Annotated in this window: 13 protein-coding genes and 1 other annotated feature; of the genes, 5 read left to right on the forward strand and 8 right to left on the reverse strand. The window is 37.6% G+C overall.

Features of this window, described 5'->3' with window-relative positions; genetic code table 11:
• Window positions 1-7 precede the first annotated feature (7 nt).
• Together IGJ90_RS11035 and IGJ90_RS11040 are read left to right on the forward strand one after the other, a co-directional pair.
• A complete protein-coding gene (locus IGJ90_RS11035) occupies window positions 8-838 on the forward strand; it encodes an AraC family transcriptional regulator (protein ID WP_438768113.1) in 831 nt (276 codons plus the stop codon).
• Window positions 839-1,157: 319 nt separating this feature from the next.
• A complete protein-coding gene (locus tag IGJ90_RS11040) occupies window positions 1,158-2,030 on the forward strand; it encodes an LPXTG cell wall anchor domain-containing protein (RefSeq protein WP_002367197.1) in 873 nt (290 codons plus the stop codon).
• A gap of 249 nt (window positions 2,031-2,279) precedes the next feature.
• Here IGJ90_RS11040 and rplL read toward each other — a convergent pair whose 3' ends face one another.
• The 5 genes from rplL to lsa(A) form a co-directional block, all read right to left on the reverse strand.
• Window positions 2,280-2,648, reverse strand: coding sequence for a 50S ribosomal protein L7/L12 (gene rplL / locus IGJ90_RS11045; protein WP_002356427.1), 369 nt, complete (start codon window positions 2,646-2,648; stop codon window positions 2,280-2,282).
• A 62-nt stretch (window positions 2,649-2,710) separates the two neighbouring features.
• Window positions 2,711-3,211 (reverse strand): 50S ribosomal protein L10, encoded by a 501-nt coding sequence (rplJ, locus tag IGJ90_RS11050; protein ID WP_002356426.1) that lies wholly within the window; start codon window positions 3,209-3,211, stop codon window positions 2,711-2,713.
• 130 nt (window positions 3,212-3,341) lie between these two features.
• Window positions 3,342-3,471 (reverse strand) — a sequence feature (ribosomal protein L10 leader region).
• A 62-nt stretch (window positions 3,472-3,533) separates the two neighbouring features.
• Window positions 3,534-4,223: a 50S ribosomal protein L1 gene (gene rplA, locus IGJ90_RS11055; protein WP_002356425.1), complete on the reverse strand. Its 690-nt coding sequence runs from the start codon at window positions 4,221-4,223 to the stop codon at window positions 3,534-3,536.
• A 111-nt stretch (window positions 4,224-4,334) separates the two neighbouring features.
• Window positions 4,335-4,757, reverse strand: a complete 423-nt coding sequence (rplK, locus tag IGJ90_RS11060) for a 50S ribosomal protein L11 (RefSeq protein ID WP_002356424.1) — start codon at window positions 4,755-4,757, stop codon at window positions 4,335-4,337.
• Window positions 4,758-4,879: 122 nt separating this feature from the next.
• Window positions 4,880-6,376, reverse strand: coding sequence for an ABC-F type ribosomal protection protein Lsa(A) (lsa(A), locus tag IGJ90_RS11065; protein ID WP_104659768.1), 1,497 nt, complete (start codon window positions 6,374-6,376; stop codon window positions 4,880-4,882).
• A gap of 375 nt (window positions 6,377-6,751) precedes the next feature.
• Between lsa(A) and sdaAB the strand changes: the two genes are divergently transcribed.
• Both sdaAB and sdaAA read left to right on the forward strand, forming a co-directional pair.
• Entirely contained in the window at window positions 6,752-7,420 is a 669-nt protein-coding gene (sdaAB, locus tag IGJ90_RS11070; RefSeq protein WP_002414070.1) for an L-serine ammonia-lyase, iron-sulfur-dependent subunit beta, read from the forward strand.
• 22 nt (window positions 7,421-7,442) lie between these two features.
• Window positions 7,443-8,315, forward strand: a complete 873-nt coding sequence (gene sdaAA / locus IGJ90_RS11075; protein ID WP_002367199.1) for an L-serine ammonia-lyase, iron-sulfur-dependent, subunit alpha — start codon at window positions 7,443-7,445, stop codon at window positions 8,313-8,315.
• A gap of 64 nt (window positions 8,316-8,379) precedes the next feature.
• Here sdaAA and IGJ90_RS11080 read toward each other — a convergent pair whose 3' ends face one another.
• The 3 genes from IGJ90_RS11080 to IGJ90_RS11090 are packed head-to-tail and all read right to left on the reverse strand — an operon-like array spanning window position 8,380 to window position 11,967.
• Window positions 8,380-9,225: a M55 family metallopeptidase gene (locus IGJ90_RS11080; protein ID WP_002367200.1), complete on the reverse strand. Its 846-nt coding sequence runs from the start codon at window positions 9,223-9,225 to the stop codon at window positions 8,380-8,382.
• Window positions 9,222-10,325, reverse strand: coding sequence for a M42 family metallopeptidase (locus IGJ90_RS11085; protein WP_002356417.1), 1,104 nt, complete (start codon window positions 10,323-10,325; stop codon window positions 9,222-9,224). Before IGJ90_RS11085 ends, IGJ90_RS11080 begins: the two co-directional genes overlap by 4 nt.
• A gap of 13 nt (window positions 10,326-10,338) precedes the next feature.
• On the reverse strand, window positions 10,339-11,967 hold the full coding sequence (locus tag IGJ90_RS11090; protein WP_438768117.1) for a peptide ABC transporter substrate-binding protein: 1,629 nt from the start codon (window positions 11,965-11,967) through the stop codon (window positions 10,339-10,341).
• Between the two features lie 77 nt (window positions 11,968-12,044).
• Between IGJ90_RS11090 and IGJ90_RS11095 the strand changes: the two genes are divergently transcribed.
• A complete protein-coding gene (locus IGJ90_RS11095; RefSeq protein ID WP_002382511.1) occupies window positions 12,045-12,767 on the forward strand; it encodes a MurR/RpiR family transcriptional regulator in 723 nt (240 codons plus the stop codon).
• Window positions 12,768-12,840: the final 73 nt, after the last annotated feature.

Raw genomic sequence — 12,840 nt, forward strand, 5'->3', positions numbered from 1 at the left:
TGATAGCATGCAAAATGTTTTTACAAATAATGTCAGCATCCTGATTAATGATCAACCTATTAGCCAAGAATTTCATCTTTATGAAGCTGGCTATGAAAAATGCCGCCCGACAAAACCAACTGAGTTTGCCCCTATTAATTATTGGGTTTTGCATTATTGTAGCGATGGTGAAGGCTATTTTTCAACACCCTTTATGGAAAAACAACACATTACCGCTGGCGATTTGTTTATGATCCCAGCCAATTGTCGCAATATTTATTATCCTAATCGGCAAAATCCTTGGACCTATCATTGGGTCGGTTTTGTTGGAGATCTTTCGTCTCAGTATTTAGAAAAAATAGGCCTGACTACCGAAAATTGTATTTTAAAAGGAACTGTTGATAATAAATTAGAAAGTTTATTTAAAAATATTTACCAAGAAGCGAAGAAACATAATCATTTTGGCAGTTTAAGTGAAAGCTTTCAATTGTTGAATTATCTAGAGCATCATTCCGTTACACAGCACGAAAATCAAAGCCAACAATTATTTAACCAAATTAAAATGGCTATTCACGAAAATTTTTCAAACAATCTTTCAATTAGTCAATTAGCTTCTGAGTATAACATTGATCGTAGCTATTTATTTAAGCTATTTCAGCGTTATGAACAAACAAATCCTAGTATTTATGTACAAAACTTAAAATTGCAAAAAGCCTGTTCTCTGTTAAGAAAAAGTTCCTTAACCATCACGGAAATCAGTTTTGAAGCAGGTTTTTCTTCACCTTCTTATTTTTCAAAATTTTTCTTCCAGAAAAAAGAGATGACACCTCGACAATATCGTCAACAGTTTTTGACTTAAAATAAATTGTCATTATTCTTAAATCTGTATTTTTATCCTTTTAAAAGATTGACGAAGTTTTCGCTATGCAGCATACTTGTCAATCTTTTATATAATGACTAATTTACTCGAAACTACCATTAAGCGAATACAGTACTTCTTTAACCAACACCTTTGAAATATTTTGACACTAATGTAATAGTCTCTACGGATCGTATTTTTGATAGATTAATAGTTTAAAATTTATATTTTTTATCACCTAGTATATATTCTTAAGCTTTTCTTAATATTTAATTGTTACAAAAATATTTCAAAAATGTTACAATAGGTAACGAAAGGAATGATTAAAATGAAAAAAATGTTTTTAGGACTCTTTTGTTTTGTTTCGATTACCACACTATCAGTTTCTAATGTATGGGCAGAAGATTCGGCTAATGAAGCTTCTGTGGAAAAGTCAACAGTTACTTCTTTAACGCAAGAAACTTCAGCAACAACAATTAATGCTTCAACTGATTCAACAGCACTTACAGCTGAAAGCGAGGAACTTCCATCGCTTCGTCAAACACTTCTTAATTACGTAGGTATGTATGGTTTAACAGAAACCTTGATAAATCGTTTATCTGATGACGAACTGGACTACGCAAAAAAAGTTTCGTTTCATTTTGTAAACCAAGACATCAGTGGAACAGCGAGAATGATTACTAAATTATATGGTGAGAAACCTATCCCGGAGGACTCCTACTCCACAGATTACTCAACATTAACGATTGATGACTTAAAAAATTATTTACCTCAAATTCGACTTTCGTTAATTTATGTATATGATTTAAATAGTGATGTTGTAAATAATTTAAGCGATCAAACACTCGTCGATTTAATTAATCAAGTCAAGGTAGACTACGCTAACCAAAATTACCCATCTGATGTTCGTGGCGATTATGGTTTAGCATCAATGGCAGATAAAATAAAAGCAAACGATTATACGTCAATTAATCAAAGTGCTGAAAGTGTTTCTTCGGATACTACTAATACAGAATCTACATTACAAACAACTACAAGCAGTTCGAAGAAAGCTACTACATCAAGTTCAACTGAGCACAAAAAGGGGATATTTCCCAGTACTGGCGAAAAAAAATCAGTTTTATTTACCATCATTGGAATCATCTTACTATCTTTAGTTAGTATATTCATTATAAAAAATAAAAAGAAATAGACCTACTATTCAATCATTATTTAAATAATTTGCTTTTTATCAAATAATATTGGTAACGAGAACTTATAGAAATTATCAAATCCAGAGGTTAAGATCCTCTGGATTTTCTCTTTAGCTAGGAATGCTTATCTTTATTAAACGAAAAGATTATTTTGACAATCAATTCACTAACTTTACCACCATTTAAAAACTTAATAAAAAAAGAACCCTTGCAACACAAGGGTTCTCGAACATTCAAAGTTGAATGAATTATTTTACTGTTACTGAAGCGCCAACTTCTTCTAAAGCAGCTTTTAAAGCTTCTGCTTCTTCTTTAGAAACAGCTTCTTTAACTGGTGCAGGAGCGCCATCAACTACAGCTTTAGCTTCTTTCAAGCCTAAGCCAGTTGCTTCACGAACTGCTTTGATAACTTTAACTTTTTGATCGCCAGCTGCTGTTAATTCAACAGTGAATTCAGTTTGTTCTTCTGCTGCTCCACCTGCTGCTGGTCCAGCTACTGCTACAGGAGCTGCTGCTGATACGTCAAATTTTTCTTCGATAGCTTTAACTAATTCGCTTAGTTCTAAGATAGTTGCTGTTTCTAACTCAGCAACGATGTTTTCAATGTTTAATGCCATTTTGAATTTCCTCCATTTAAATTAAAATTGTTTGTTTTTTATTTGTTTGAATTAGACTGCAATTAAGCAACTTCTTCGTTTTTCTCTGCCACTGCTTTGACAGCGTAAGCCACGTTGCGGACTGGCGCTTGTAATACAGATAATAGCATAGATAGTAAACCTTCGCGGTTTGGTAGTTTTGCCAACGCAGTAATTTGTTCCACTGAAGAAACTTTTCCTTCGATGACGCCACCTTTGATTTCTAATGCTTTTGCATCTTTAGCAAATTCGTCGATGATTTTAGCTGGTGCTACTACATCGTCGTTGCTGAACGCGACAGCAGTTGGGCCTGTAAAGACTTCGTCTAAGCCGTCTAAACCAACTTTTTTAGCTGCACGAGAAAGGATTGAGTTTTTGATGACTTTCATTTCTACGCCTGCATCACGTAATTGTTTACGTAAGTTAGTGACTTCTTCAACTGTTAAACCACGGTAGTCCACGATTACAACTGATGCTGCTGATTCAAATTTCTCAGCGGCTGCTTGAACTAGGGTTTCTTTTTTAGCGATTGCTGCTTCACTCATTTATTTCACCTCCTGATTTTGATGGTGGAGTTGGACTTGGTTTACGATATGTAAAGTAGAAGAATCAAATGAAGCTTCGCTCACTTCGTTCGCCAAGTATTGTTTTACATCGGCTTTTTTTCAAAAAGTCGTGTAAAACAACAAAACTCCATGCCACCGTAGACATAGAGGGACCGAATTGTATATAACTCAACAATTGTCCTCGGTAGGAAATTAAGACTTGCGTCACCTACTGTCTTCGGTACAGTTAATTATTAACCTCACTCACTTTACCATAGGGTAAGTGAGTGAGTCAAGAATTTTTTAATTATTTTCTTTCAAATTAGAAAGAAGCTTGGTCAACGTGGATTCCAGGTCCAAATGTTGTTGTTACTGAAATGTTTTTGATGTATTGACCTTTAGCAGTTGATGGTTTAGCTTTCAATAATACGTCGTTAATTGTGTTGAAGTTTTCAACCAATTTTTCGTTATCAAATGAAACTTTACCGATTGGTACGTGGATGTTACCAGCTTTGTCAACGCGGTAAGTTACTTTACCAGCTTTAACTTCTTCAACAGCTTTTGTAACGTCCATTGTTACAGTACCAGTTTTAGGGTTTGGCATTAAACCTTTTGGTCCTAAGACACGGCCTAATTTACCAACTGTAGCCATCATGTCAGGAGTCGCAACAACTACGTCAAAGTCGAACCATCCACCTTGGATTTTTGCAACCATGTCGTCGTCGCCTACGAAATCTGCACCAGCAGCTTCAGCTTCTTTAGCTTTTTCGCCTTTAGCGAATACTAAAACAGTTTGTGTTTTACCAGTTCCGTTTGGAAGCACAACTGCTCCACGGATTTGTTGGTCTGCTTTTTTAGGGTCAACGTTCAATTTGTAAGCAACTTCAACTGTTGCGTCAAATTTCGCGATGTTTGTATCTTTTGCTAAAGCTACTGCTTCTTCAACTGAGTAAGCTTTTGTAGCATCAACTTTTTTCAATGCTTCTTGCATTTTTTTGCTCTTTTTAGCCATTTTGTTTCCTCCTTGATTGTGGTTATAACGGTTGTACCTCCCACGTCTTTCATATCTTTAAATATGAAACGAACTGAGAAGCTACTTCTTTGAGTAAGTGTGGAATAAAAATTATTCTACGATGATACCCATGCTTCGTGCAGTTCCTGCAACCATGCGCATTGCTGCTTCAACGTCAGCGGCGTTTAGGTCTGCCATTTTAAGTTCAGCGATTTCTTTCACTTGATCGCTTGAAACTGTTGCAACTTTAGTTTTGTTTGGTTCACCTGAACCTTTTTCGATTTTTGCAGCTTTTTTCAATAAGACTGCAGCAGGTGGTGTTTTAGTAATGAATGTAAATGAACGATCTTCATATACAGAGATTACTACTGGAATAATCAAGCCTGCTTGGTCAGCTGTACGAGCATTGAATTCTTTAGTGAATCCCATGATGTTGATACCTGCTTGACCTAACGCTGGACCTACTGGTGGAGCTGGTGTTGCTTTCCCCGCAGGAATTTGTAATTTAACGATTTTTTCTACTTTTTTAGCCACGAAAATACCTCCTTAAGTTCTCGTGCGTGGTTAATGGGGTTGAGATTTCCCCTCCCACTCAACGTACATTTAAAACATACCCTATTACTATACAGGATTCCCTTTACTTTTTCAAGATGTTTTTATGATTTCAAGGCAATTTTTTTATCCGTTATTTTCTTCATGAAATGCGCATCATGCTCAATCACTAGCATTGCAGGCTTCACAGATAAGATTAGCGCTTCTAATTGTTGATGATTAAACACATCCAAGTAATTAAGGGGTTCATCCCAAATATAAAGTTCAGCTGATTGAGACAATGATTTGGCTACTTCGACTTTTTTCCGTTGCCCCATACTCATTTGTTCAATTCGATTAGTGAAAACGGCGCGCTCCATCCCAAGTTTTCGTAAGTTATTTAAAAATTGGGTGTAATCTAACTGATTTTTCTCTGCAAATTCGGATAAAGTTCCTTGATTGTCTTCATAATCTTGGCGCACATAAGAAATGGTTAATTGGTGAGCCAAAGTGGCTTCGCCTTCTGAATCCCCAGAAAAATTATCCAATAAATACTGAATCAAGCTCGATTTTCCTGAGCCATTTTTCCCTGTTATTCCAACAATTTCTCCTGCGTTTATTGAAAAAGAAATTGGCGCAAATAGCCAATTTTTCTCGTAGCCTAGACGAAGCTCTTCCACCGTCAATAATGTTTTGTGATGCGTTGGCTGATAATCCATTGACAAAGGATCAATATACTCAAGATCTTTTAATAGTTTTTCTTTTTCTGCTAATTGTGTTTCGGCACGTTGTTGAATGTGTTTCGAGCGCTTCATTACGCGCGCTGCCCGGGCACCAATGGCTCCTGTATCAAAAATCGCCCCGCTCCCTTTTTCTTTAGCGTTACCGTACTTATCACCTTCACGGTTCATCGACCATTCCGCTTTTTTACGAGCGGTTTCTTTCAAGCGATTGACTTCTTTTTTGATTTTTTCATTTTCTGCTAGTTCAAAAGCATCTCTTAATTTTTTTTGCTCTTCATAAATAGAAAAATTCCCTTGATACAGCGTCAATTGACTTTTTTCAATCGCCAAAATATGATCAACCACTTCATCAACAAATGCCCGATCGTGGCTGACTAAAATAAACCCGTGTTTCTTTTTCTTCAAATATTCAGCCACTTGTTGTCTGCCAGCTAAATCTAAATGATTTGTTGGCTCGTCAATTAAAGGAAAGGCATTCTCTTCAATAAAAAGAAGACCTAATAAAACTTTCGTCTTTTCGCCGCCTGATAAAGAAGAAAAGGGCCGCCATAAAACTTCAGGATCAACGTTTAAAAGCGTTAATTCTCGTTCTAATTCCCACTGTTCAAAAGAAGTCACCTCTTGTAAGACATAATAAGTGAGCTGTTGTCCTTCTGCAACTGTTTGTGGAAAATAGACGAAATCGACTTGATGAAGAATCTCTCCTTGGTAATCCAACTGCTTTTGTAACAATCTTAATAAGGTTGTTTTCCCACGGCCATTGCGGCCAATCAGTCCTAATTTCCAATTGGTATCCATCGTGATATTTGCCTGATCAAAAAGCAATACTTCTTGATTATCATAGGCAAAAGATAGTTGTTTTAGTTCAATTTTCGACATAAATATACCTCCATAAAGCAAAATTGATGCAGCTTTACGGAAATCAGCGGCATCAATCCAAGGTATACAAAAAGACCCGTGGCTGAATTCTTTAAGCTAATTTCCGAAAATCCGCACACTCCACCCGCTATATTCAGGCAAAGTTATACAGTTTCTCTAAAAAATTAACTTAAATTTTCAACGTACGAATCCCTCTTTTCGTCTTTTATTATCTAGAATTTAGCATCTCTTCACTGATTTGTCAACGAAGGCCCCTTGCTTTCATTCTGATAAAAATTTAAATTATTCGCTAAAACACAAGCGATTGCCTAGTTCCCCGCCATTTTTTGTGTTAGACTTCCAATGAAAACATATTCTAATGAAGAAGGTGCTGAAATGGAAGAGTTACGCTTTAATAGTGTTTTTGATATTATCGGACCCGTTATGATTGGTCCAAGCAGTTCTCATACAGCTGGAGCGGCAAGAATTGGAAAAGTGGTTCGCAGTATTTTTGGACAGCAACCTGATAGCGTTGACATTTATTTATATGAGTCTTTTGCCAAAACTTATCGTGGTCACGGAACAGATATCGCCTTAGTTGGCGGCCTTTTAGGCATGGAACCAGATGATGAGCAACTAGCCAATTCTTTGGAAATTGCCTATGAACAAGGAATGGAAGTTTGTTTTATTCCTAAAAGTGAAAAAGCGGACCACCCTAATTCCGTTAAAATTGTGGTTTCTTCTGGCGACCGAAAACTATCCGTGACAGGAATTTCAATTGGTGGTGGAAACATTCAAATTTCTGAATTAAATGGCTTCAAATTGTCTTTAAGTATGGGCACGCCAACATTTATTGTTGTCCATCAAGATGTTCCTGGCATGATTGCTAAGGTGACCAACATCCTTTCAGCTAGCGATATCAATATTAGTACAATGACCGTTACCCGAGAATCTAAAGGGGAAAAAGCGATTATGATTATTGAAGTTGATCAAGCCGAAGTCGGTGACATTGTCATGCAATTAGCTGAAATCCCTCATATATATAGCGTTAACTATTTTGACTAAATGAACGTAAAGGAGTAATACGATGTTTTATTCAATTGAAGATTTGGTAGCTCAAGCGAAAGAGTACCCTTCTGTGAGCGAATTAATGATTGCAACAGAAATGGCTCATGGCGGGTATTCTCGTGAACGAATTATTGAAACAATGGAAAAAAATCTAGCCGTTATGAAACAATCTGTCGCTGAAGGAATCGCTGGTGTTACCTCAGTAACAGGGCTAACTGGTGGCGATGCAACCCGCTTAAATGATTACATACATTCAGGCAACTTTTTAAGCGGTGAGACCATTTTACAAGCCGTGCGAAATGCGATTGCCGTTAATGAAGTTAATGCGAAAATGGGCTTGATTTGTGCTACACCAACCGCAGGCAGTGCCGGAGTAGTTTCTGGCGTCTTGTTGGCAGTTATTGACCGCTTAAAGTTAACGCATCAGCAACAATTGGATTTTCTATTTACAGCTGGGGCTTTTGGCTTAGTGATTGCCAACAATGCCTCAATCAGTGGTGCCGAAGGTGGTTGTCAAGCTGAAGTCGGTTCTGCTAGTGCAATGGCCAGTGCCGCTTTAGTTGCGGCTTCTGGCGGTACGCCTGATCAATCTGCTCAAGCTGTGGCCATTACGATAAAAAATATGATGGGCCTCATTTGTGATCCTGTTGCGGGACTTGTTGAAGTTCCTTGCGTGAAGCGAAATGCATTAGGTTCTTCTCAAGCCTTCATCTCAGCTGACATGGCTTTAGCGGGGATCCGAAGTGTCATTCCACCAGATGAAGTCATCCACGCAATGTACCAAGTGGGTCGCCAAATGCCACAAATTTTCAAGGAAACCGCTGAAGGCGGTCTTGCGGTGACACCAACTGCACAACGTTTAAGCAAAGAAATTCTAGAGAAACAAAAATAGAAATAACTATAGCAAGAAGCTTACAGAAAAAAACGTCCATTCGTTTTTTCCGTAAGCTTCTTCTTTAATAACTTGTTCCGCCTAAACCAACCACAGCGACAATTCCATTCATGACATCTTTCATCGTTTCACCTACAAATGAAACAGTTCTACCATCAATGCGTTTAATCATTGGTAACATTTCAATACGATCTGCTTGTGCTGTCGTCACACATTGCAATTTTACAGTTGCTGGTGTTTGCAAGGTATATCGGGGTAATTCAGACAACGCAAAGGAAGTTAACACCTGACTTGTAGTTGCTACGATAGCTTCCCGAACTTGTTGCATGGGTCTATTTTTGATTGCATAACGTCCCAGAGATTCTTTGGTGGAAACAAAGGGGACTTCGGGCATCATTTTTTCTTGAAAAAGTTGTTCCTCTAAGCCTGATTCACCGATAATTAAACCAACAGGGACACCTAATTCGCTAGCGTAAGCTGCATTAATTGTCGTTTCATTCATCGCTAAGTCGTTTATTTTTAAATCATAAGCAACACTAGCGCTATACCCATGATCCATATTCCCTTTTTGTTTACCAATACCGGCATGATAACCTAAGAAAAAGACCACATCATAGCTACTATCCAAGCCACTCATCATATAATCCATGCGAGGAAAGCCGCTCACTAAGGAAATTCGTTCATCCATTTCTGCCAAGCGCGCATAAGCTAAATTCAATCCACGGCTATGCGAATCGGCAATAGTAATTTCTGTAATTTGTTCATTTTTGGCACTCTTTTGAATCCCTTCAATTAACCAAGCCACATGTTGGTGATATAATTCTCGGAATAAAACGGTGTCTTCTTTTTCCATATCAAATGTCGCAATACCTGCTAATCCTTCAATATCGCATGATACATAAATCTTCATTTGTTCCACTCCTTTGACAATGGCTGAACCAGTGCTTGAATTTTGTCAGCATCTAAATTTTTGATTAATTGAATGACTAATTCTTTCGCCGCTTGGTAATCTTGAAAGTCCACATAGCAATGGGGTGTGTGAGCGTAACGGACAGGAATTCCTACAACAATCGTCGGGGCTCCTTGAACTTGTGTAATCGCCATGCCATTGGTTCCACCACCACTTCGAACAGAAACTTGAACAGGAATTTTGTGTATTTTAGCAATCTCTAGTGCATACTCTTGAAATTCCGGATTCGTAATCATAGAAACATCAAAATAACGTAACATCGGTCCTTTTCCCATTGCTGATTGAATCATCTCTGGCGTTTCTGCCGTATCATCAGCCGGGCAGCCTTCGAAAACAATAGCTAAATCAGGATTGACTTGCTTTGCGGCAATAAGTGCTCCTCTTTCGCCAACTTCTTCTTGTGCAGTTACTGTCGCAACTAACTTGAATGGAAGCGTCTCTTCTTTCAACTCCTCCATGACATCCACTAAGCAAGCACAGCCAATGCGACAATCAAAAGCTTTTCCTAAAAAAAGATCTGTCTGTTCGTTGTAACAGCACGTCACATCTGGAATGACCGGTGCACCAAGATCGATTTTGTACGTTTCAATTACTTCTTCTTTTGAGGTAGCACCAATGTCGATCGTCAAATCAGCAATGGTTAATGGCCGCTGACGTTCCTCTGGTGTCATAAAATGAGGGGGCCGACTAGTAACTACGCCTGGCAGATAGGTACCTTCCCGGTTACGAATCCGAACTTTTTGTGCAGAAATCGTATTAGGGACCCAGCCACCTAAGGGAAGAAAACGCAACAAGCCGTTTTCTTTAATTGCTTGAATCATAAAACCCACTTCGTCACTATGAGCATCAAAAAGCACAACTGGACCTTCACTTAGATTATTTTTCTTCTCAAGATATAAATTTTTAATGGCATCTAGCCGTTGAATAGTAAAATCCGCAGTTGCGTGTTGAAGGATTCTAACGACTTCTGTTTCAAAGCCTGAAACACCATTAGCATTTGAAAGTTCCTGAATTAATTGAACAGCTTGACTTTTTTTCATTTTTTCCCAACCTTTACTTGTCACTGATAGAGACTGATTTGTAATAGCCTGAACCTAATGGACCATAGACTAAATTTTGGACAGAATCGGCCACTAAGCGTGCTTCTGTTAATTGATAAAGAGGAACTAGGGGAGCTTCTTCCGCAACCAATCGATCCGCTTTTTGTAATGTTTTCCAACGTTCTTCATATTTGTTTGCATAAGTTACGTTTGCTTCTTGAAGCAACTGATCAAAGGTCTTATTAGACCATTTACCAAAATTATTGGAATTTTTTGATTGCAGTAAGTTTAAGAAATCGATTGGATCAGCATATACTGGCGTCCAGCCACCAACCACAATGTCGAAATCTCCGCTGCGACTTTTTTCTAAACGATTATTAAAAGGAACTGGCGAAACATTGACTGTTAAATTTTCTAAATTATCTGCTAAAGCTCCTTGAACATACTCACTGATTTTTTTTGCATTTTCTGTATCCGAACTTAAAATGGTTAGCTCCGCTTTTTCAATTCCTAATTCTTTTTTAGCTGTTTGCCATAACTCTTTCGCTTTTTCTGGTTCACTAGGATTTAAATCTCCTAATTCCTCTGCAAAATCTTTTTGCGTTTCTTGATTAGTGAAACCTGTTGGCACGAAACCAAGTGCTTTTTTTGAGCCATCATTTAAAACATTTTTAGCTAAACGTTCAGAATTCAATGATAATGCTATTGCTCGACGTGCATTCTTATTTGCCAAAAGATCTTTTTGCGTATTTAATTGGATATAATACGTTCCAGGAATTTCACGAATTTTCAAAGCTGCATTGCCGTGTTCTTGTGCAACAATTTCTCCAGAAATTTTTACAACATCTAATTCTTTCCCTTCGAAAAGATTTTTCCCAGTATTGACTTCTTTAACGACTTGGACATCCACCTTATCCAGCGAAACATTCGCTTGATCCCAATAATTTTTATTCTTCACATAGGACCAAGTATTATTCGTGCCATCCCAACCTTCCAATGTGAAAGCGCCATTGTAAAGTGTTGACTCAGCTGATGTACCATAGTTTTTGCCCGTTTTTTCGACAAATGCTTCATTTAAAGGATAAAAAGCTGGCACCGCCAATAATTGTTGAAAATAACTCATAGGATAGCTCAGCTCTACTTCCAAGGTATGGTCATCAATGGCTGTTACCCCTAGCTCTTCTTTAGATTTGCCACCGTCAACAATAGCACGATAATTTTTTAGCCCTTCAAAATAATACGCTTGCGGGGAAGCTGTTTTTGGGTCTACTGTGCGCTTCCAAGAATATTCAAAATCATTGGCTGTGATTGGCTCGCCGTTACTCCATTTTGCATCTTTTCGAATCGTAAAAGTATAGATTAAACCATCATTAGAGGGCTGTACTTTTTCAGTTGCCAATGCTGGTTTAGCTTCTCCTTTTTCGTCAAAGGAGAAAAGTCCCTCTCCTACTTGACTCATTACATCTGCTGCTGTATTATCCATTGCCAACGACACGTCTGCCGTTGATAATTCCGAATCAATCCCGACCCGTAATACCTGTTGTTCTTGCTTTTTGGTTTCTTTCCCAACATTTCCACAGCCCGAGAGAAGTAGAACTATGATTGCTGCCAAAGACAGCCTTTGCTTTGTTGCCCTTTTCATAAAAACACCTCATTTTCTTATTTTTTGATACCTTTTTCCCACAAAATTATTTATAATCTGATAAAGGAGGTTTGCTCATGAACTTAGATTACTTAAAAGAAACGTATCATTTAACGAAAACAGAAAGTCAGATTTTGTATTATTTGGATCAACAAAGTACGAACGCGGCCGATTTGAGTATTCGAGAAGTTGCCAAACACTGCTTTTCTTCGCCTAGTTCCATCATTCGTTTAGCCAAAAAATTAAATTTATCAGGTTATAATGAACTTATTTACAAATTAAAAGAAGCCCATTTTTCTCAGCCAATCCCTTATGAAACAGCGCCTTCATTTGAAACAACCAACGAGTTTTGTCGACTGCTTGCCAAACACAAGAGTCATTTATTTGTTATTTTAGGTCATGACTTTTCACGACATTTGGCGGCTTACATTAGTGAAGTTTTCAATTTTCATGGCATCCCCAGTATCACAACAGCCCATACTCATTCGATAAATAGTCAAAATAATCAGAATTTTCTTTTTATCATTCTTTCACATTCTGGTGAAGAAAAATACCTAAAAGAAACAGCTCTGCTTGCGAAAGAGAAAAAACATCCTATCATTTCTTTTGTTGGTGCCAAAAATTCAACTCTTGGTCGACTGGCAGATCTCGTTTTTTCAACTGACTCTTACAGCCCGTTTTCAACAAGTGTCGCTCAGCCACAAATGTTTTTTGGCCAAACATTAATCACCTTTGAAGCCTTGATTTGTGCTTATTTAAATCATGAGGATTACATTCCAATATCTCCTAAAAATAAATAATTTTATTTATTATAGCTGAAAAAAGCTATTTCGCTAGCCAAAGTATAGAAAAAGGCACATGTTCCATTTTTTA

Source organism: Enterococcus sp. AZ129 (assembly GCF_051714505.1).
Taxonomy (GTDB): domain Bacteria; phylum Bacillota; class Bacilli; order Lactobacillales; family Enterococcaceae; genus Enterococcus; species Enterococcus faecalis.